This window comes from Synechococcus sp. O70.1, from assembly GCF_047462215.1.
Classification (GTDB): domain Bacteria; phylum Cyanobacteriota; class Cyanobacteriia; order Thermostichales; family Thermostichaceae; genus Thermostichus.
Genome location: NZ_JANSIT010000005.1, coordinates 154,940 through 175,243, shown reverse-complemented (window position 1 = coordinate 175,243; position 20,304 = coordinate 154,940). Strand labels below are relative to the sequence as shown.

Here is a 20,304-nt window from a genome sequence, read left to right as displayed (position 1 = left end):
CACCCACTCGCAGAACTGCTCCCACACGTTGCTAGCTGAGCGACGTTGGAGAACAGTGGTCATAAAGCCTAACTTCCCTGTGGAAGTGCGAAGATGGACAACCTAACCTTAATCCAACCGTTAAGTTCTGTCAACTCTCCCTCAGCAAATCCTGGCTCAGCGGAGAGTGGGGGAGAAGAGGGCTTCTAGAGCCTGGGCGAGGGTTGGCTCCATGACCACCCGGTCTTCGTAGGCGGCGATGACCCGGGTAAGCTGAGGCAGGCGGCTCTGTTCCGCCTCCAGGTAGAGAGGCTGGACATAGAGAAGGGAGGTCTCGATGGGGATAACCAGCAGGGTACCTAGGGTGACCCGCGACCCGTGCTCGTTCCAGAGGGCAATTTGCTCGGAAATGGCGGGATCCTGGTTCACCCGCGCCTCCACCTGCTCCGGGCCGTAGATGAGACGCTGCTTGGAAAACTCGTACACCAGCAACTTGCCGTAGTTTTCCCCATCGCAGCGGGCGGCCATCCAAGCCACCATGTTTTGCTTGTTGAGGGGGGTGAAGGGAGAGAGCAAGACGAACTCAGGTTCGTTGGGGGATCCCTTCTGCCGCTCCTCCGGCAAGGTGAGGATGAGGTACTGGGGCTGCATGGGGAGGCGCCGCCCTCTGCGGAATTGGTTGGGGATCTGCCACTGATCTTCCCGGTTGTAGAAAAGGCGGGGATCCGTCATGTGGTAGGTGGCAAATTGCTGGGCCTGCAGCCGGAAGAGATCCTGGGGGTAGCGGAGGTGCTGCCGCAGCGGCTCCGGCATGGCCTCCAGGGGCTTGAACAGCGTGGGGTAGATGCGGGCGTAGGTTTGGATGAGAGGATCCTGAGGGTCAGCTATGTACCAGTTGATGCTGCCGTTGTAGGCATCCAGCACCGCCTTGACGGAGTTGCGGATGTAGTTGAAGGGAAAGTCAGGCAGGTACTCGGAGTAGGGGTAGTGGCTGCTGGTGGTGTAGGCGTCGAAAAACCAGTAGAGCTTACCGCCTTGAATCACCAGGTAGGGATCCTGGTCGTAGAGCAAAAAGGGCATCACCTGGCGCACCCGCTCGCGGATTTGGCGGCGGTAGAGAAAGCGGGTGTTGGGGGAAAGCTCACGGCTGAGGAGAATGCGCAGATCCCGGAAGTGCCAGGCATAGAGAAAGCGCTGCCAAAGGTGAGGAATGGGGACACCCCCTGTGCCGCGGTAGCTGCTGTAGACGTAGTGGTCGGCAGCAGGGTAGTCTAGCTCTCTTGCCTCTGCGCCGACAAACACCTCGGTGGTGGTTAGCTCGCCGTAGTAGAGGGCCGGCTGATCCACCTGCAGCACCTCCGCTACCTCCGGGTAGCGCGGGGAAATCCGCGGTGGGATATCCGCTAGAAAAAAGTCTGGCAGCCCCTCCGGAGTAACCACGTTAACTGGGCTGAGGGTGAGGCCATAGCCGTGGGTGTAGAAAAAGCGCCGGTTAACCCAAGTTTGGGCCGCGGGGGGTACCTGGGCAAAGTCCAGCTCGCGTGCTGCATGCATGACTTGGCGCAGCTCTCCCCCTATGCGGTAGCGATCCACATCCACATAGGGAAACTGGTAGTAGGGGCGGATCTCCTGGAGCTGGCGGTAGGTGGCCAACAAGGGCTCCGCATCCCAAAGGCGCACGTTGCTCAGGGTAGATTGATTTTGCTGCAGGATCTCCCAGGTAAGGGATCCCTCCTCCGGGAAGGGCTTGACCTCCACCTGGGTTAAGCCAAAGCCGGCGCGGGTAAAACGGATGTTGTGCTCGAGGTAGGGGCGTTCCAGCTCCAGCTCGTTGGGGGTAACCAAGAAGGTCTGCACCAAGTGGGGGTAAAGCCGGGTAGTTAGTAACCCAAACCCCAGGTAGGCTCCCCACAGCAGAGCTGGCGCCAGTAGGGAGCTGGCCCAGGGGGGGCACCAGGATTTGAACAAGGGAAGGTTGAGGCGGATCCCTTGGCGGGCCAAGGCCCAGAAGCCAAGGGCAGTTAGAAAAGCTACCCCACTCATCAAAGTGGTAGCTGGCAAAGTGGCGTGCACATCGGTAAAACCGGCTCCAAAAACCACGCCGCGGGTGGAGTAGAGTAACTTGTAGCGCTCCAGCCAGTGGCCCCAGGCCCGAAGCAAAAACAGAGCTCCCCCCAGGATGAGCAAGTGCCGCTGGGCAAACAGGGAAAGGGCCAGCGTCAGCCGCTGTTCCGAGAGTCCCAGCTCCACAAGGTAGATGAGAGCAACGGCAACCAAGGTCAATAGCACCAGGTTGAAGCACCAGTGCTGGAGCTTTTCCCAAAAGGGCAAGCTGAAAAGAAAAAAGCCCAGATCGCGGTTAAAGATTGGATCCAACTCTCCCACAGGCACTTGGTGCAGCCAAAGCAGCAGCGTAAACCAGTGCTGGGAAAGAAACCAGGCCAAGCAGCCGCTCAGGCCCAACGCAATGGCCCAGGCCCAGGCTGGGTTTGTTCCCCGCCAGCAGGCGCGGATGTTGACTCCTACCACTGCCAGGGCAAAGACAAAGGCGCCTAGGCCCAGCCCCCAGCGGGCAAATACCCGTGTCCAGAGTACTGGCAGGGCGTTTAGTTCGGCAAACCAGGCCAGATCGACGTAGAAAGAGGCCAAGGCTGTAATGGCCAGAATCCCTAGCCCCGCCCAGAGCAGCAGGAGCACGCCTCGCCGCAGCCATTGCATGGCCTCATGGCGTCCTGTCCAAACTTGCCCTCGATCCTAGCTGCTGCACTGCCTCCAGCAAGCCCGCTGGACCACCGTCCACCCGCACCACCGGGATCCCAGCCTGGGCTTGTAGGTCTTGCCAGGTGAGGTCATCTAGGAAGCGCTCCCCATCCTTGAGGGTAATCTGGGGCAGAAGCAGGCCGTCGTAACTTGCCAGGTTCTCAACCGATTTCAAAGCGTTGAGGATGTCCTGCCCTGTCAGCAGCCCGGTTACCGTCAGGGTTTGTCCCCAGAATTGGCTGGCAAGGGGCAAAAGATGTAACTGCAACCTGCGGATACTGTTCATCCGCTCCACCACAGGCTGGAAGGCTCGCTCCACCGCATTGCCCACCACCCAGAGCAATTTGAGAGGAGCAGGGATCTCCAGCGGCAGTTTGAGCTGCTCGAATTGGCTGAGAAAAAGCCGCAGGGATCCCACCCCATTGCCCAGTTGGGGGTAATCTTCGTAGTGTTTTTCCGGCGGCAATTCCCGACCCGCCAGCAGATACCACTCATCGGCTAGCCAAGCAAAGGTGGATCCCAATTCTTGCCGAAACTGCGCCTGTAGCGCTTCCACCTGATCGATCACCTCCGCCGCCTTGGCAGCATCCACCGGGATCAGCTCATCATTGGGGGGGCGAAAGCGGGTCAGCCCCACTGGCACCACTGCCGCCGAGAGGACGGTTGGGATCCCTTCTTCTGGCCGACGAAAAGCGGCTAGATCCAAGAGCGTGCGGGTGAGGTGCTCCCCATCGTTCCAGCCTGGGCAGACCACCACCTGGGCATGCAGTTGCAGGCGGTGTTGGCGAAACCAGGCCAACTGCTCCAAGATGAGGCCGGCGCGGGGGTTTCTGAGCAGGCGGCTGCGCAGCTCTGGGTCGGTGGCATGTACCGACACATAAAGAGGAGAAAGGCGCAGGCGGGCAATGCGCTCCCACTCGGGAGCGGTCAGGTTGGTGAGGGTGAGGTAGCTGCCGTAGAGAAAGCTGAGGCGGTAGTCGTCGTCTTTGAGATGCAAGGTTGCCCGCATCTCAGGGGGCTGTTGGTCGATAAAGCAAAAGGGGCAGGCGTTGTTGCATTGGATGAGGCCATCGAACAAAGCCGTCTCAAACTCCAGCCCCAGATCCTCGTCAACGTCTTTTTCCAGCTCAACCGTGCGCGGGATCCCTTGGCTGTCCAGGATCTCCAGGCAGAGGTATTCCTCGGCAATGAGGAAGCGATAGTCAATGAGGTCGCGGGGCCGCTCGCCATTGATGCTCACCAGCGCCTCCCCCGGTTGAATGCCTGCCTTTGCCGCCAGGGATCCGGGCAGGACGGCGCTAATGCGGGCGGGCTTGACGCTAGCGCGGGACATAGCGCGCCCAAGGCGGGGCTGCGTTGTCAAGAAACTCAAACCTACTCTAAACAGCGGCGAATCGCTGCTTCCAGCTCCGACTGGCTGAGGTCGGTAACCACAAAGACCTCTTGCACGCTGCTGCCCTTGCGGGCAACTAACTTGTACCCCCCTCGAATGGGAATAGAAACCCGCAGCTGTAACTTCGGGATCCGCCCACGAGCGCAAGACAAGGCACCTGGCGTTACAGTTTTAATGCCTGGTTGTCGAGTCAAGCACTCCAAAACAGGGATCAAGCCAGAGATGTGAGTGGAATGGTTCCAAACTAAGCGACCAGAAGGCTCAGACATAGTGGCAGACTAACGGTAAGGAGAGGCTAGACTTCCATGATAGGCTCTCGCCTTTACGACTGAGAACAAAGAGACTGGCCTCCCTCAAGCTTTAGCAAACCTTTAAGTACAAGTACTTTCAGAAGGTTTTCTTTGTGCTAGTCTGATGGCACCAAGGACAAGGAGCTGCTGATTTATTTGCTGAGCAAGTCATCCTAGACATTCCCGAAGCCATCCTGAAAGGCCTGCAAGATGGCACCTATGAGCGCATAGGCGGTGTTGTGAGAGAAGTGGCTTCTAAGCGGGTGGTAGCCTGGCTGAGAGAAACTGGAGGCTTGACACTTGCAGATAGCATTGGTAAATGAATTCCCGGGTTGGACATTGTCAACGGGATTATTGCCAACATTCATTTGGGACAAATTAACCTAAAATTAATCGCTATCGGGAATACACTGAATACCGTCTTAGGCTTGACTTAATTCAACACCGCTCTTGGTCTAGCTAACTTGGGTTTGTCTGCCATAGGCTTTGCAGTCGTCATCTCCAAGCTTAATCAAATTGATTCACGGATCCAAAATCTTCAGGCCTCCATCTCTGAAATCAAGAACAAAATAGACAGATCGATCTTTGCTAAAACTAAGTCTGCAATTGAAGTTGCAGAGATAGCTCTAAAGATGTCTTCTTCGTCCAGCAGGAGGCGGCTGGTGAGCGAGGTCATTCAGCCCTTACTTGAGGCTGAGCACTATTATCAAGCTGCTTGGGATTCTGACTGGAATGAAGGTAACTGTATTTTGTCCCGTGAGTACATCTTAATCCTATCTTTAGTCTATGTTACAGAGACTAAGTGTTACTTAGAGCTTAAAGAGCACGAGATAGCTCTTAAGCGCTTGGCTGAGGCCGAGGAGATTCTGAAACCTCGTATTAGGAAGTACGTCAAGCTTCTTTTTGAAGATCCTTCAGGATATCTTCACAGTGCCTGTCAAGGAGTTAGACTGTCAAGCATTTTGGAAATTCTTAAGTATGTAACGGCTGAGTCAAATATAGATAAGCTGTCTGATGAACATATACTCACGGCTATTTTCAACACATGTAGCATTGAATCCTGGACTGATAGCATACCGCTAAAATCTAGGAATGCTATCCTTGCCCTCGTTGCCCCATCTTTGGTTGGAGTAGAATGGACGTTATGGGATCGCATGCCGTGGAACACTGGCGCTCGGAGAGAAGTCATCCTCGGTTTGATGTCTCGAGCTAATCAAGTTATAGCAAGTTATAGCGGCTGCCCAGTCCATGATTGAATTGCACAGAAGATTGGAAGGCTACAGACACGAAATCAATGAAATGGTTCGGCTTGGCCTCAGCTACCGGGAATGGCAAGATCTGGTTTTGCCGCCAAAAAGCTCGTCTGAGGATCAGGACTCCAAGATTTTGCTCCTCCTGCCGGCCTAGGATCAATGCCAGGGGGATTCTATTGCTGCTTTAACCCCGTCCTAAGTATCAGCCACACTGGAGAAAGCTGCCGTCCCAACAGCTCTCTGAGTATGGCTGGCTCTTCTTCCCAGGCCGTAGCTGTCTGTCCCCAACCGCTTGCTGACAGAAAGGGATCTAGTCCCTCTCCTCCCGGCGCAGCCGCTGCAGGGCAGAAAGAGGCTTCTCCTCTTCCGACTGCTTTTCTGGGGTTGCTACCGGCAGAGGAGCTGTTTTGTTTTTCTCGGGTTCGGGCGAAAGTTTGCCTGCTTCCGAATCGACGGCTAGAGGAGAAGAGAGGTCGTTGGTCTGTTGGCCAGGCAGAGGGATCGACTCCAAGGGGGCCAGCAGGGATTGAATGTGGCTGTAGGTTTCGGGGTTGCTGCGGGCAGCATGGGCCAAGAGGGTAAGCTGCTCCTTGGCCGCCACCAGGTTCCCTAACTTAAGATCCACCAGCGCCAACTGGTAGCGGGCCTTAAAGCTAGTGGGATCCACCTCCACTGAGCGTTGGAAGGCGGCTCGCGCCTCTGCCAGCTTGCCTTGGCGGGCGTAGATCAAGCCGAGGTTAAAGGGCACGTCAGGATCCCGCTCCCTGGGAAGCACTTGGGCTTTGTCTTCTAGTTCAAGGGCGGCCCGGTAGGCGTTGATGGCTAAGGTGTAAAAGCCCATCTGCAGGTAACGAGCTGCATCTTCCTTGAGTTGGGCCACTGTTGGCTCGCCGGTGAGCAAATTCATAGGCGGCTGCGCATAGGCAGGCAGGCCCACCGCCAAACCCAGCAGGCATACTACTGAACTCAGGCCCCAGGGAGCAGCCTGTCCACCGGTTTGTTGCTTATTCCTCACCATGATCGGTTTCCTCCAGCCACCTCAACACCACTTGTTCCACCCCTCACGGCCGGGAAAGGAAGCGAACTGGATCCCGGGCCCACCGAGGCAACGGCCTCACTCCAGAGACTATCCGCAATTGGACTGGGAAGCACGACTTTCCACTCCATCCAGCGCAAAAAGGCCAGATTGAGATACCAGTGCGAAGGGCTGGCTGGGGCCTCCTGGTGGGCAAGGGCTGCCTTTAGGGTGGCTAGATCCCCGAAATAGCTAAAAATCTCGCTGTACTCACGCTGTTGCGCCCGTTCTGGTTCTTCACCAAGGGATCCCCGTGGCCGCTGCCAACGCCGGGGCTGTTCAGTCCCCAAATCGGAACCTCTTGGGCAAGCAGCAACGGAACTCAAGTGCCAAAAGCGCGATCCCCAGCATCCCCTAGCCCGGGCAGGATAAACCCCCGGTCGTTTAGCCGCTCGTCGATCATGGCGCAGAAAACTTGCACCATTGGGTAATGGGATCCCAGTCGCTGCAGCCCTGGCGGTGCGGCCAAGACGCTGACAATCCTTACCAAGCTGGGATCCGCTCCCCGTTTTTTCAGCTCATCCAAAACCCACAGCAAGGTACCCCCCGTGGCCAACATTGGCTCAGGGATGAGAATGCGCATCTGATCTGGAATCCGCTCCGGCAGGCGGTTGAGGTAACAACTCACCTGCAGCGTCTCCTCGTCCCGCACCAAGCCCACATGAAAAATCCGTGCTTGGGGCAAGAGGGCCTGACAGCCTTCCAGCATGGCCAGGCCAGCCCGCAAAATGGGCACGATGGCTAGCGGCGTGTTGGGGGCGATAACTTCTGCTGCCGCAGCTTCCAGAGGAGTTTGCACCTGCACCGCTTGGGTCGGGATCCACTCCCGCATCGCCTCGTAGGTCAGCCAGCGGCCTAACTCCACCAAAGCCGTGCGAAAAAGAGGCATGGGGGTCTCCCTATCGCGGGCCACGGCTAGCCAGTGCTTGATGAGGGGATGGGGAGGGACGTAAACCCGCAGTTGCTGACTTGCCACCGGAGGATGCCTCAACCTGGGCGGTAGCATAGCGGCTTGCAGGGGTAGGAGGCAAGCCTTCTTCTTAGCCTTCCCCGCCGTTCCCTAGCTGCCAGCTTTTCCTCTGGCTTCCTCGCCGCGTTTAGTTACAATAGCGCCAGCGCCTCCTCCAGTCTTCTGTTCGCGCCAGTGGGACGGGATGATCTCCCTCAACTTGCGGCCCAGCCTGGAGCTAACAGATGAAGTTTTTGAACAGCTCTGTCGGCAGAATCCTGAGCTGCGCTTGGAGCGCACTGCCCAAGGGGAGCTAGTGGCCATGGCCCCCGTCGGCAGTGAGAGCGGACTTCGCAGTGCCGACCTGCTGGGCCAGCTCTGGCAGTGGAACCGACGCACAAACTTGGGACTTGTATTCGACTCCTCCACGGGTTTTGCCCTGCCCAACGGGGCCATTCGCTCTCCCGATGCCGCCTGGGTTGCCAGGGAGCGCTGGCAGCAGCTGACTCCAGAGCAGCGGCGCCGCTTTGCACCCCTTTGTCCAGACTTTGTCTTGGAACTGCGCTCCCCGAGTGATGACCTGGCCACTTTGCAGGCCAAGCTGCAGGAGTACCTCGAAAACGGCTCCCAACTGGGCTGGCTGATTGACCCGGAAAGCCAAAGGGCCTACGTCTACCGTCCAGGCCAGCCTGTCCAGGTTCTAGAGCGGCCCACCTCCCTAGAAGGGGATCCCGTCCTCCCCGGCTTCGTTGCCGATCTCACCTTAATCTGGGAATGACTGGCCTGCCCATGGCCGTCGGCAACCCCGAGCGTGCTGGCACCTATCGGCGGGAAATGCAAGAACTGGATGAGCCCGAGAAAGCCCAGCGCCTGGCTGGCCCAGCAACTAGGCAAACTGGCCCACCACCTGTAGGGCAAAACTCAGCAAGAGGAAGGCCAACCAGGGGGAGAAGTCCAAGCCGCCGATGGGGGGAATAATGCCGCGGAAGAGGTTGAGATAGGGATCCGTAAGCTGGCTAAGCACCGACAGGATAGGGTTAGACCAGTTCAGTTGCGGGAACCAGCTTAGCAAAATCCGCACGATCAGCAGGGCGTTGTAGATGACGATGAACTGGTAAAGGGAGCGAAACAGCAAAGAGACCGCACCGCTGTAGACCAACCCCAGAGGGAGGTCGTCTAGGCCAGCAAGAGAGGACAACACGTGGCTAAGCATATGACTGGAAAAGGGGGAAAGGACTCATCCACAGCTTATCGGCAGAGCAGTCGGCTTAGGGTAGCGCCGGCAGAACCTCTGCCGCCTCTAGTTTGGCATGGACAGGGATCCTTTGCTCAAGACTTTTCCTCCACAGCTCGGGAGGAGGTTTCCTTGATGAGCAATTGGGCCCGCGTGGCCTGAATGGCCTCGTTGAGCTCGGCAATTTTGGCTTCGAGGGTGCGGCGAACCTGGGCAATCCGTTCTGCCTCCTGCTCCCACTCCCTCCAGCTCCTCAAGCTGGACTCCGTTGCTTTCCCCAGCCCTCGAGAGCGGGGGCATTCAGGGCTAGTGGCGGTGCCGTCGAGGCGCTCGGGATCCCGGCCTTGACCTTCAGCGGATTCCCTACCTACTCTGGAGGCGAGCACCAGCCCAAGGATCCCGCCGAGGATCCCTCCCACCACAGCCCCCGTTACCACACCAGCAATGAAATCACTCTGCCGATCTGCCACGCTTGCGTCCCAGTCAATTGAGTCTCCCTTCTTCCGTTCTAGCTCTCTTGCCCCACCCCTGCCAGCAAACGAGGCCAGAGCTGGGGGAGTCGCCATTGGCTCAAATTTTCCAGGTAATCTTGCACCTGCTCCCTCAACCCGGCCAAGATAGCCTCCAGTCTGTTGGTCAAGGGCAAGGAGGCCAGAGCGGCTTGCCAAAGGTGAGCTAGTGACAAGTCAGGGCTGACTACCCGCCACAGCCGCTGCAACTCCTCGAAGTGCAGGCGATCATCTTCTGTAAGCGAGAGGATTAGCTGGCGGCGTAGCTCCCGTGCTTCCTCCGACATGAGATAGCGCAAGCCCATGCGGGCAGCAGGGATCCAATCCAGCCCACCATCGCTGCGGGCAACTTGAAGCAGGTTCTCCAGGCGGTTCCAGCGGAACTTGCCATCCTTAATCAGCACTTGCAACAGCCGCTGGCGAATACGAGGGGATTCATCGGTCAGCAGGCGCTTGGCCACGTAGGGATAGGCCACGCCGACGATGCGAAACTGCGGATAGAGACTGAGGGCCACCCCCTCCTGGGTAACCAAAGAGCGGATCACCAAGGCAAAGTGGGAGGGCACCTGGAAGGGGTAGCGGTACATCAAATCGGAGAACTGGTCGGTGGCGGTTTTGAAGTTGAAGTTAGCCACCTCCTGCCTCAGCACATCCGCCAACACCGTTTCTAGAGCAGGGAGCAGCTCTTGCCGATCTACATCCGGCTGTAAAAAGCCCAGGTGAATGAAATCGTCAATCAGGGCGTTGTAGTCGCGATCCACCAGGTGGACCAGCGCATCCACCAGGTACTCCTTCATCTGGTCGGTGAGCTGGTCCATCATGCCGAAGTCGATGTAGGCCAGGCGGCCATCCGGCAGGGCAAACAGGTTGCCCGGGTGGGGATCGGCGTGGAAAAAGCCGTATTCCAGCAACTGCTTTAGGCCGGCTACCACACCGATGCGCACCAATCGTTTCACCTCCAAGTTGGCGGCCCGAATGCGCTCCACATCGGTGAGCTTGATGCCGTCAATCCACTCCAGGGTCAACACGCGGCGGGTGCTGTAGGCCCAGAAGATGCGCGGCACATATACATCGGGATCGTCGCGAAAGTATTCAGCAAAGCGCTCGCAGTTCCGTCCTTCCTGGAGGTAGTCAATCTCCTCAAAGAGCTTGCGGCCAAACTCATCCACCACCGCTGTCAAGGTGTTGCCCAGGTTGAGGGGCAACCAAGGGCCCAGCCAGGTGGAGGCCCAGCGGATGAGGTAGAGATCCAGGCTCAGCCGCTCCCGCAGGTGAGGCCGCTGCACCTTGACCGCCACCCATTCGCCGCTGTGCAACTGCGCCTTGTAAACCTGGCCCAGGCTGGCCGCAGCCACCGGCTCGGGCGAGATCTGGGCGTAAATCTCGGCAATTGGACGGCCCAGCTCCGCCTCAATGCAGGCAAACGCCTCCTCTGAAGGAAAGCTGGGCAGTTGATCCTGCAGCTTGGTCAGCTCCTCCAAGTAGTCTTTGCGCACCAAGTCGGGCCGGGTGGAGAGGGCCTGCCCTACCTTGATGAACGTCGGCCCCAGGTCGGTGAGCAGTTTGCGCAGCTGCGCCGCACGCTGGGGCACCTTGCGATTGCCCTGCCCCCAGAGCTGATCCCAGCGCAGGCAGAGAACAAACCACAAGAGAGGGCCAAGGATGGCCAGTGCCCGCGCCACCACTTGGGGCAGACGCCAGCGGTAGTAACGGGCAATAACCTGCGGATCGTAAACTTCTAGATCAGCAACAGAGACAATCTGGTTAGGCACGCTCCAGGGATCTCACCGTCGTCTTAAACGAGCAATACCTATCGTAATGGCAAAAGTTACCTGATTTTTCTTCACTTTCTTTAACAGCACCTCCTTTAGCTTCGGCCCGCTGCAGCCACGACCTTGCTTAGATGACGGTGTTGTCCGGGATCACCGAGTCCTTGATGATGGTGACAATGCCGTTGCTAATCCAGATTCCTTCCTCTTCCCGCTGGGCTTCGGTGACGTGATCTTTGTTGATGATGCGGACGTTGCGGCCGATGCGGGCGTTCTTGTCCACAATGGCGTTGGCAATGTGGGAGTTGGGCCCGATGCCCACCGGCGGGATCCCGGCCTCCAGCTTGGCCTGCCGCTCTTCTGCCGACTCGTAGTAGTCGGCCCCCATGACCAGGGTGTTTTCGATAACGGCATTGGCCTCTATGCGGCTGCGAATGCCGATGATGGAGTTGCGAATTTGGGCGTTTTTGATGATGCAGCCGTCGGCAATCATGGAGTTGACAATGTGGGAGTCGAGGATCTTGTTGGGAGGCAAAAAGCGCGGGCGGGTGTAGATGGGCATGTCCCTGTCGAAGAAGCTGAAGGGCGGGTTGGGCTGCTGCACCAAGGCCAGGTTGGCCCGATAGAAGGCCTCGATGGTGCCGATGTCCTCCCAGTAGCCCTTGAAGGGGTAGGCCTGCAGGTGGTACTTGCCGATGGCTGCCGGCAGCACTTCTTTGCCGAAGTCGGTGTGCTCCTTCACCTGCAGCATCTCGATCAAAGCTTCCCGCTTGAACACATAAATGCCCATAGAAGCGATGTAAGGCTTGGCTTTCGCCTCTTCTGGGCTGAGGCCGAGGACTTGGGTATCGACTCGGCAGGCTTCTAGCAGCTCCCCTTGCGGCTTTTCCTTGAAATCGATCACGCGCCCCTCGGCGTCAATCTTGAGCAAGCCAAAGCTGGAGGCCACTTTTTCTTCACAGGGGAGCACCGCCAGCGTCACATCCGCTCCAGTTTGCCGGTGATAGTGAATAAAGGGGCGGTAGTCCATGCGGTAGAGGTGATCCCCAGAGAGGATGAGGAAGTCACGCGGCTTCCAGGAGTCCATCAGCCAGAGATATTGGCGAACGGCGTCAGCCGTGCCCTGGAACCAGTCGGGGTTATCAGGGGTTTGCTGGGCCGCTAGGATATCTACAAAGCCGCCGGTGAAGGGAGACATGCGGTAGGTATTGATGATGTGGCGGTTTAGCGAGGCGGAGTTGAACTGCGTGAGGACGTAGATCTTATCGATATCGGAATTGATACAGTTGCTAACCGGAACGTCGATAAGGCGATACTTGCCTGCTAGAGGTACAGCCGGCTTGGCGCGGCGCTTGGTTAGAGGATAGAGGCGGGTGCCCCGCCCACCGCCTAGGATAATTGCCAGTACATCGCGCATGGTGGTTCTCCACCAGGTTACACCCAATAGCATAGACCGCGGCGAGGGGAAGCGGCTGCAACGGCCCTGGGGAAGCTGATGGCACGCATCCTGGCCTTTACCAACAACAAGGGCGGCACTGGCAAGTCCACCCTCTGCGTCCACGCGGCCCAGTTGACGGCCCAGCGGGGCCACGCCGTTCTGCTAGTCGATCTCACCTCCCAAACCACCGCCAGCAGCTTTTACCTCGAAGAGGCCGGATCCCTTCCCCCGGAGGAGACCGTTTGGGCTAGCCTCCACCCTCACCACCAGCGGCCTCTGGAGGAAGTCATCTATTGCACCGACAAGGGAGTGGATGTGGCGCCCTCCCACCGCACCATGGCCGAAGTGGCAGCCCACCTAGCGGCTTCCGGGGAGGCGGGCCAAAACCTCCTCCAGCGTCAACTGGATCCCTTGCTGTCGGAGTACGACTTTATCTTTCTCGACACGCCAGGGGAGCTGAATGCCCTCACCGCCAATGCTTTGCGGGCAGCCCAGCGGGTGTTGATCCCGACACGGCTCAACCGCGCCGACTTCTCCTGCACAGAAGAGACCCTGCGCTATATCGAGACCCTCAAGGGCGAGCTGAGCCAGGCCCGCGCTGTCCTGACCATGTTGGACGACCGCTACCTGCCCGGCGGCATTTGGTCGGGATCTCACACTGGACAGTTGTACGTGCAAGCGCAACAGATTTTTGCGGATGTGCTCTCACCCGTTACCATTCCAGATAGTAGCGACTTGCGCACAGCTTTTGATTATGGCCTGACGGTCATGGACTATCGGCCCGGGGCGGCCGTGTGTGGGCGCCTGCTGCAGTTTGTTGAACGTGAGGTGCTCCTGTGACTGGGTCTGAGCGTAGCTTGTTTTCTCGTGCGGGAGGAGCCCCCCGCCGCCCCGCCCGGCGCAAAGTAAAGTCAGACTCCCCCTCCACCCCTGGACGTGAGGAAACGGCAATGTCTACCGCAGAAACGTCGGAACTCGAAGCCCTCAAAGGCCAGTTGGCGGAGGCCCAACGGCAGCTTCAGGAATACCAAAACAAAATCTCCAGCCTACAGGCTCAACTCGAGCAAGTCACAGCCCACCGCGACGAATTGCAAAAGGCACTGGTCCAACTCCAGGCAGTGGCGGATGAGCGGGCCAAAACCATCCAGGAACTGCAAAGCCGCCAAGGGCAGGCCACGCTGCCGGTTAAGCCCCAAACCTCTGCCTCCCCCCTGCAGGCACCCAAGAAGATCCTCAATCGGCCTATCTTTGACAATGTATCCCCCACTGACGAAGACATGCCCCCCTACATGCTGGACTAGGCCAAGCTGGGATCCCCTGCCCAAACAGTTGAGTATTGCACCCAGGGGAAGGGGGGTGTATGGTTGGGGATCCCTAGTCTTTACGCTATGACTGCGTCCCAGGCAAAGATGACGGCTTCTGGCGATGCCATTCCACCCCACGGAGGTACTCTAGTTAACCGCATTGCCTCGCCTGAGGAGGCGGAGGAGCTCCGCTCCAAGGCCCAACACTGCCCTGTTATCCGCCTCGACGAGCGGGCTCAATCGGATCTCGAGATGATTGCCATCGGGGGCTACAGCCCGCTGACGGGCTTTATGGGGCGGGAAGATTACCATTCGGTTTTGGAGACAATGCACTTGGCCAACGGCCTGGCATGGTCGCTGCCGATTACGCTGCCAGTTTCGGAGGAAATAGCTGCCGGGCTCAAGGAAGGGCAAACCGTGGCCCTAGCCAATGCTGAGGGCAAGCTTTTGGGCGTGTTGGAACTGACCGAGAAATTTACCTACGACAAAACCCGCGAGGCGCAGCAGGTCTACCGCACTACGGATGAACAACACCCAGGGGTGAAGGTGCTCTACGAACAGGGATCCGTTTACCTAGCCGGCCCTGTCACGCTCCTGCAGCGGGATCCGCATCCCCTTTTTCCGGCCTACCAGATTGATCCAGCTCAGTCGCGGCAACTGTTTCGGGAAAGAGGGTGGAAGACGATTGTCGGTTTTCAGACTCGCAACCCCATCCATCGCGCCCACGAGTATATCCAGAAGTGCGCTCTGGAAATTGTGGACGGCCTGTTTCTCCACCCGCTGGTGGGAGCCACCAAAAGCGACGACATTCCCGCCGAGGTGCGCATGCGCTGCTATGAGGTGTTGATTGAAAAGTACTACCCCAAAGAGCGGGTGATCTTGGCCATTAACCCTGCAGCCATGCGCTATGCAGGACCGCGGGAAGCCATCTTCCACGCCCTTGTTCGCAAAAACTACGGCTGCACCCATTTCATTGTGGGCCGGGATCACGCTGGGGTAGGCAACTACTACGGCCCCTATGACGCCCAGCACATTTTCGACGAGTTCCGGCCCGAGGAGCTGGGCATCATCCCCCTCAAGTTTGAACACGCCTTCTACTGCACCGTCACGGGCACCATGGCCACGGTCAAGACCAGTCCCAGCCAGCCCCACCAGCGCATTCACCTCTCGGGCACCAAGGTGCGGGAAATGCTGCGCCGTGGCGAAGTGCCGCCGCCGGAGTTCTCCCGCCCCGAAGTGGCCCAGCTCCTTGTGGAGGCCATGCGAGAACGCAGCTCCTCCTAGCCTCTTGGTGGGAAACCACCCAGGCGCTGGATTCTAGACCTAGCCGAGAGCTCGAAGGCACGGGGCAGATTTTGCAGAGGTTAACGACCTGGCCTATCGACAGTTGCCGATTTTGGGTTTATCACTGAGGGGAGGGTGGTGCAAGCTGCCCACCTAAGCCTTCCGCTACCTACCCTGGGCTAGTGGCTCGACCCCAGCGCGCGGCGGAGGCAACTGTGTTTTCTTTGCCGTTTCCAGGGTCAACCTATGCAGAAATCAACCCTTCTTTCCAGGCTTGCCCTCGCCCTGCCCGCCTCCCTCCTGCTGGCAGAGGCTGCTCTGGCCTACCCCTGTAACTGGGTTGGGGCTGAAGCCTACAACTTCTCCAGCCCCACGGTTGAGGTTGACAGCTTCGAAGTGTTGCCTGCCTCCTCCTTTGCAGGTAACGGCTTCATTGGGGTGGCTATTGAAACGGTAGATGAACAGGCACCTCAAGGCGCCATTAGCCGCCGCCTGTTTGGCCCTGCCCCTCGCCTGCAAGGGATACGGGTCGTTGGCCTCCTCCAGAATGGACCGGCCCACCAAGCAGGTCTGGCGCAGGGCGACATTCTCCTCGGGGTCGACGGACAGCGGGTCACCTCGGTGCAGCAGGTTCAGCAGCTCATCCAAAACACCCCTGTGGGCCAGCGGCTACCGATTACCTTCCGGCGCGGCGGGCAGGTTCTATCCACAGTGGTGGTGGTGGGCGATGGCCGCGTGTTGCGCCCCCTGATGCTGCAGCAGCGGTAAGCGGGTGACCGCTGAGGTAGGCCTAGCAGAGACGGTCTGGGTGGTCTGCGGCCTCAACGGCTTGCTGGCTCTTGGCCTGCTTGCTTTAGTTCGCCCAATCTTGCGCTTGCGCACAGCGCTTTGGGTTACGGAGCGGGCTCTGGACAACTGGCAAAGAGCAGCAAAGCCGGCTTTGGCCCTTACCTCGGCTGAGCTTCTCCACCTGCGGGCTCGCCTGCAAGCCAATCGCACCACCCTTGGCCGCTGGCGGCGCCGGCTCCAGTTCTGGCAGGGGATCCGCCGGCTAGCGCTTTGGCTGCAACAAAGGCTCTATGGATAGCTGCTCCTCCCTACCCAACCCCATCCGCTTGCAGGTCATGGCCAACGCTCTGGCCGGGATTGCCGAGGAGATGGGGGCACGTCTCATTCGCGGCTCCTACTCTGCCAACATCAAGGAACGGCGGGATTGCTCCACGGCTTTGTTTGACGCCCAGGGGGCTTGTATTGCCCAGGCGGCCCACATCCCGGTTCACCTAGGCGCTCTTTCCCAAGCCGTGCAGGCAGTGGTGGCAGCTGGCCCCCAGCCGGGAGAGGTGTTTGTCCTCAACGATCCCTATCAAGGGGGATCCCATCTGCCGGATATCACCGTGGTGGCGGCCATTCCCGGCCTGCGGGATCCCAGCCAGGTCTGCGCCTATGCGGTAAACCGCGCCCACCATGCCGACGTCGGGGGGATGCGCCCCGGCTCCATGCCCGCTGATTCCAGCGAGATCTGGCAGGAGGGTTTGGTGATCCCACCCGTACGGCTGGCCAGGTTTTCTCTGGAAGGAGAGTTGCGCTGGCAGGAAGATCTGCTGCGCCTTATTCTGGCCAATGTGCGCAATCCTGAGCAGCGCCGCGGAGACCTGCAGGCCCAAGTGGGAGCCAACGTGGTAGGGGCAAGCCGGTTTCGCCAGCTGCTAGCTCGCTTTGGCGAGGAGGAGGCTTGGCAGCTCATTGCGGAAGTGATTGCCTATAGTCGGCGGCGGATGCAGGCCCAGATCCGCGCGCTGCCCGATGGGATCTACAGGGCTGCAGATTGGTTGGAAGGGGAGGGAGATCCGCCCAAGCCACTCCGCATCCAAGTGCAGATTGAAGTGCAGGGGGAGAGGTTGCGGGTGGACTTCAGCGGCACGGCGCCAGCCACGGCGGGCAACCTAAACGCCCCCCTGGCCGTGACCCGCTCGGCGGTGCTCTTTGCCCTGCGCTGCCTTTTGGATCCCACCGCTCCCAGCAATGCCGGGCTAGAGGAGCCCATCGAGATCGTGGCCCCACCCGGCTGCCTGGTCAACGCCCAATTTCCGGCGGCGGTGGTGGCCGGCAATGTGGAAACCTCGCAGCGCATTGCCGATGTGGTGTTCAAAGCCCTGGCGCCGGTGGCTGGATCGCGGAGCATGGCCCAAGGGCAGGGCACCATGAACAACTGTGTCCTGGGCAACCGCCACTTTACCTACTACGAAACCCTGGGGGGCGGCCAAGGGGCCAGTCGCCAGCGGCCAGGCCTGGATGGGGTGCATGTGGGCCTGAGCAATACCCTCAACACCCCCATCGAAGCCCTAGAGCTGGAGTATCCCCTGCGGGTGTTGCGCTACGAGCTGCGCCAAGATTCTGGGGGCATTGGGCAGCAGCGGGGCGGCTGGGGGCTGATCCGCTCCCTCCAGGTGTTACAAGACTGCACCCTTTCCCTTCTCACCGACCGCCGCTACTACGCCCCCCAAGGAGAAGAGGGCGGCGGAGCCGGCCAGGTGGGGATCAACCTTGTCAATGGGGAACCCCTGCCCAGCAAGATTAGCCGCCCCCTGAAAGCTGGCGATGTGGTGACCCTCTACACCCCCGGCGGCGGCGCCTGGGGCTCCAGCGAGGGGCAGGCGCGGGAGGTTGGGTAGCCCAGATGGGCAAGCAACAACTGCTCGCAGCGGCGGAGCACATCCTCGCGGCTGGTAAAGTGCTCCAGCCTTTGCACTTGTTGACCTTTCTCAAACAAAATTAAGGTCGGCAGCGAGCGCACCCGATAGCGGCGCGGCAGCCAAAAATTGTTATCCACATTCACCCGCACCACCTCAACGGATCTCTCCCCTTCGGAGGCCAGGCGGTCGATAAGCGGTTGAACGAAGCGACACAAACCGCACCAAGGCGCGCCAAACTCTAACAACACCAACCCATCGCTTGTCAAAAGTTCTTGATTAAAAGCCTCTAAAGCAACTGGCGAGATCATTGCTCCCAAACTAAAGCAGTTGTTTGGGATCATGCTACCAGGCAACTCTGCTGGCTGCAGAAACCAGTTGCGGATGGAAAGCATAAAGAATCACAACAAAGCTCAACACCCCCAGATAGGCCCAGCGGAGAAACTCGCGCGGGTACAGTTGCTGGCGCCCTTGCAGAATGGCTAAGCCGGGGATCACGGAGGTGCGGGCCTTGAGATCGCGGAAGGCGTGGCCGTACTTGCGCTCCAGGCGGTAATCCCCGTGCCAAACGGCAAATAGGTGGTAGGCCACCAGCGCCAGCGAGGTGACCAGCATAAAACTGGAGCCAATCCACAGGGAATGGGCCACACACCAGATGACCTGACCGACTAGCTGGGGATGGCGGGTGAGGCGGATGATCCCAGTTGTAAACAAGTGGATCTCCGGCTGGCGAAGGGCGACAATCTCCAGCACGTTAAAGGTGGCCGGATACAGGAAGAAAAACGAGAGCGCAGACAAAAGGACGACGGTAGTGTGGATCCCGGGAACAGCCTGCAGATTCCAAAGGATTACGCCGTCGTAGCAGTGGTTAGAAAAGTAGACGAGCAACAGCGGCGCCAGGCTAAGACTGACCAGGACAAAGAAAAGGCGGTACAGACGCGCTCCCAGCCACGCTTCTCCCCAGGGGCGCAAGTAGGCTAGTCCACTGTGGGCGCAGGCAAATCCCAAGATCATGCCCAGCATGATGGCATGGGAGCGGTAGGGGGCCAGCCCTGGCAGCCAGTGGCTAAAAAGGGGGGGTGACATCCTCTTTCGCGGTTGCCGTGACCTATGCTTAGCTTAAAGATAAGTTACATTCGACTCCCCATGCAGAAGACTCTCTTCCTACGTCTTGTCGGCCTGCTCCTGGCGATAGCCCTTATCCTGGGCTGGGCGATCCCAGGCGCGCAAGCAGCCCGTCTCACTGGCAAGTATTACGAAGACAGCATGACCATCATCCAAACGCTGCGCACGGCTCTCTTGGAGGGGGATCCTGTCCTCAAGCCGGAGGAGGCACGGGCGGAGGTCATGGAGGCCATGCAAGAATTTGTAGGGCGCTACCATGGCCCTCGCTACAACAAGTTGCCATCCTTCACGACCCTGCGCACGGTGTTCAACACCGTGGCCTCCCACTACCGCACCTCGGATCGACCGCTGGACCCAGAAAAGCTAGAGCGGGTGCTGATGCAACTGGATCGGGCAGAGATGGCCTTGCGCCGTGAGGGTTAAGCTTTAGGCAAGGCGCAGCGTTGCTCTAATGCCAACGCGGTGGAGTCCGCTCTCCCACAGCTCCAGCTGGCCTCCCATTTCCCTTAGGAGCCGCTCGCTAACCCGCCAGGCGGCGCTGTCTTGTGGCTGGATGGGCAGGCAGCACCGCCCTTCAAGCTTCCACTCCAGACAGAAGTGCTCCTCCCCGCCAGGATAGGCGCTCAAAGCCATTGAGCCGTAGCAGAGGGTGCGAATGCCCCAGCGACACACGCCCAGCAGCGCCTGCACCAAGCCATGGGGATCCGCCCAGACAGTGAGGCTGTCGGGAAGCCAAGAGGACTGAAGAGCGGTCCAGTCGTAGCGGATGCCCCGATCCTGGGCCTGGAGCCGAGTGAGGCTGTGGATCTCTTGCAAAAGAGGACGCAGGCGCGTTGGCCTTGGCCGCAGCGGCTGAATGGGCAGGTCGTGGCGAGCCAGGCGAGTGTATTCTTCCAGCAGCTTGAGCAGGCGCTCCACCGCCTCCTTGGCGCTCTGCAGGCACTCTCGCTCCTCCTCTCGAGAGTCGCACAGGTTGGACAACACCAACTGCAGGGCTCCCATCTGGCTGCTGAGGGGATTGCGCAGCTCGTGGCCGATACTCACCAGAAGCTCCTGCTGAAAAGCGCGCATCACCTCAGAGCGCTCAAAGGCAAACTGCCAGTCCATCCCCTCCTGGTCTGCGGCAGGGGCAGGCGGGAAAGAGGGAGGATCGGGGGGGGTGGCAGGCAAGGCTTTGCTCAACTGGAAAGGCAACCCGTCATTGGCGGCAGCAGCTCTTGGCCCCTCTCTGGGCTGGCAACGCTGCTCACCA

Annotated in this window: 21 protein-coding genes; 9 read left to right on the top strand and 12 right to left on the bottom strand. The window is 59.2% G+C overall.

Annotation, left to right across the window (positions count from 1 at the left end; translation table 11 throughout):
* Positions 1-156 precede the first annotated feature (156 nt).
* The 3 genes from NW833_RS04895 to NW833_RS04885 are packed head-to-tail and all read right to left on the bottom strand — an operon-like array spanning position 157 to position 4,401.
* The gene (locus NW833_RS04895; protein ID WP_414411743.1) at positions 157-2,697 is read right to left on the bottom strand and encodes a UPF0182 family protein; all 2,541 of its coding nucleotides are present in this window, start codon (positions 2,695-2,697) and stop codon (positions 157-159) included.
* Between the two features lie 4 nt (positions 2,698-2,701).
* Complete coding sequence (locus NW833_RS04890; protein WP_414411742.1) at positions 2,702-4,072, bottom strand: TIGR03279 family radical SAM protein; 1,371 nt, start codon at positions 4,070-4,072, stop codon at positions 2,702-2,704.
* A 41-nt stretch (positions 4,073-4,113) separates the two neighbouring features.
* Entirely contained in the window at positions 4,114-4,401 is a 288-nt protein-coding gene (locus tag NW833_RS04885; RefSeq protein ID WP_414411741.1) for a DUF2103 domain-containing protein, read from the bottom strand.
* Positions 4,402-4,892: 491 nt separating this feature from the next.
* On the opposite strand from NW833_RS04885, the gene NW833_RS04880 reads away from it, so the two are divergent.
* Entirely contained in the window at positions 4,893-5,678 is a 786-nt protein-coding gene (locus NW833_RS04880) for a hypothetical protein (protein ID WP_414411740.1), read from the top strand.
* A gap of 307 nt (positions 5,679-5,985) precedes the next feature.
* Here the strand turns inward: NW833_RS04880 and NW833_RS04875 are convergent, their stop codons facing one another.
* Together NW833_RS04875 and upp are read right to left on the bottom strand one after the other, a co-directional pair.
* Positions 5,986-6,693, bottom strand: coding sequence for a tetratricopeptide repeat protein (locus NW833_RS04875; protein ID WP_414411739.1), 708 nt, complete (start codon positions 6,691-6,693; stop codon positions 5,986-5,988).
* A 379-nt stretch (positions 6,694-7,072) separates the two neighbouring features.
* Positions 7,073-7,756 (bottom strand): uracil phosphoribosyltransferase, encoded by a 684-nt coding sequence (upp, locus tag NW833_RS04870; RefSeq protein WP_414395589.1) that lies wholly within the window; start codon positions 7,754-7,756, stop codon positions 7,073-7,075.
* A 148-nt stretch (positions 7,757-7,904) separates the two neighbouring features.
* Between upp and NW833_RS04865 the strand changes: the two genes are divergently transcribed.
* On the top strand, positions 7,905-8,477 hold the full coding sequence (locus NW833_RS04865; protein WP_414411738.1) for a Uma2 family endonuclease: 573 nt from the start codon (positions 7,905-7,907) through the stop codon (positions 8,475-8,477).
* A gap of 108 nt (positions 8,478-8,585) precedes the next feature.
* Here NW833_RS04865 and NW833_RS04860 read toward each other — a convergent pair whose 3' ends face one another.
* From NW833_RS04860 to NW833_RS04845, 4 genes are all read right to left on the bottom strand, one after another.
* Positions 8,586-8,912: a YggT family protein gene (locus tag NW833_RS04860; RefSeq protein WP_414406038.1), complete on the bottom strand. Its 327-nt coding sequence runs from the start codon at positions 8,910-8,912 to the stop codon at positions 8,586-8,588.
* A 116-nt stretch (positions 8,913-9,028) separates the two neighbouring features.
* Positions 9,029-9,403, bottom strand: a complete 375-nt coding sequence (locus NW833_RS04855; RefSeq protein ID WP_414411737.1) for a hypothetical protein — start codon at positions 9,401-9,403, stop codon at positions 9,029-9,031.
* Positions 9,404-9,441: 38 nt separating this feature from the next.
* Complete coding sequence (locus NW833_RS04850) at positions 9,442-11,214, bottom strand: ABC1 kinase family protein (RefSeq protein ID WP_414411736.1); 1,773 nt, start codon at positions 11,212-11,214, stop codon at positions 9,442-9,444.
* Between the two features lie 127 nt (positions 11,215-11,341).
* Positions 11,342-12,628, bottom strand: a complete 1,287-nt coding sequence (locus NW833_RS04845) for a glucose-1-phosphate adenylyltransferase (protein ID WP_414411735.1) — start codon at positions 12,626-12,628, stop codon at positions 11,342-11,344.
* 78 nt (positions 12,629-12,706) lie between these two features.
* Between NW833_RS04845 and NW833_RS04840 the strand changes: the two genes are divergently transcribed.
* The 6 genes from NW833_RS04840 to NW833_RS04815 all read left to right on the top strand — a co-directional run bounded on the left by NW833_RS04840 (position 12,707) and on the right by NW833_RS04815 (position 17,909).
* Entirely contained in the window at positions 12,707-13,489 is a 783-nt protein-coding gene (locus NW833_RS04840) for a ParA family protein (protein ID WP_414411734.1), read from the top strand.
* A gap of 110 nt (positions 13,490-13,599) precedes the next feature.
* A complete protein-coding gene (locus NW833_RS04835; RefSeq protein WP_414395605.1) occupies positions 13,600-13,950 on the top strand; it encodes a hypothetical protein in 351 nt (116 codons plus the stop codon).
* A gap of 108 nt (positions 13,951-14,058) precedes the next feature.
* Positions 14,059-15,237 (top strand): sulfate adenylyltransferase, encoded by a 1,179-nt coding sequence (gene sat, locus NW833_RS04830; protein ID WP_414411733.1) that lies wholly within the window; start codon positions 14,059-14,061, stop codon positions 15,235-15,237.
* A 246-nt stretch (positions 15,238-15,483) separates the two neighbouring features.
* Positions 15,484-16,005: a PDZ domain-containing protein gene (locus NW833_RS04825; protein WP_414395609.1), complete on the top strand. Its 522-nt coding sequence runs from the start codon at positions 15,484-15,486 to the stop codon at positions 16,003-16,005.
* Between the two features lie 4 nt (positions 16,006-16,009).
* The gene (locus NW833_RS04820; protein WP_414395611.1) at positions 16,010-16,324 is read left to right on the top strand and encodes a hypothetical protein; all 315 of its coding nucleotides are present in this window, start codon (positions 16,010-16,012) and stop codon (positions 16,322-16,324) included.
* Positions 16,317-17,909 (top strand): hydantoinase B/oxoprolinase family protein, encoded by a 1,593-nt coding sequence (locus NW833_RS04815; protein WP_414411732.1) that lies wholly within the window; start codon positions 16,317-16,319, stop codon positions 17,907-17,909. Before NW833_RS04820 ends, NW833_RS04815 begins: the two co-directional genes overlap by 8 nt.
* Here the strand turns inward: NW833_RS04815 and NW833_RS04810 are convergent.
* Both NW833_RS04810 and NW833_RS04805 read right to left on the bottom strand, forming a co-directional pair.
* Complete coding sequence (locus tag NW833_RS04810) at positions 17,849-18,238, bottom strand: thioredoxin family protein (protein ID WP_414411731.1); 390 nt, start codon at positions 18,236-18,238, stop codon at positions 17,849-17,851. The genes NW833_RS04815 and NW833_RS04810 overlap by 61 nt on opposite strands.
* Positions 18,239-18,272: 34 nt before the next feature.
* Positions 18,273-19,013 carry an NnrU family protein gene (locus tag NW833_RS04805; RefSeq protein WP_414395617.1) on the bottom strand — a complete coding sequence of 247 codons (741 nt, stop codon included), beginning with the start codon at positions 19,011-19,013 and terminating at the stop codon, positions 18,273-18,275.
* 60 nt (positions 19,014-19,073) lie between these two features.
* Between NW833_RS04805 and psb27 the strand changes: the two genes are divergently transcribed.
* Positions 19,074-19,475 (top strand): photosystem II protein Psb27, encoded by a 402-nt coding sequence (gene psb27, locus NW833_RS04800; protein ID WP_414411730.1) that lies wholly within the window; start codon positions 19,074-19,076, stop codon positions 19,473-19,475.
* 3 nt (positions 19,476-19,478) lie between these two features.
* Here the strand turns inward: psb27 and NW833_RS04795 are convergent, their stop codons facing one another.
* Entirely contained in the window at positions 19,479-20,159 is a 681-nt protein-coding gene (locus NW833_RS04795; RefSeq protein WP_414411729.1) for a sensor histidine kinase, read from the bottom strand.
* Positions 20,160-20,304: the final 145 nt, after the last annotated feature.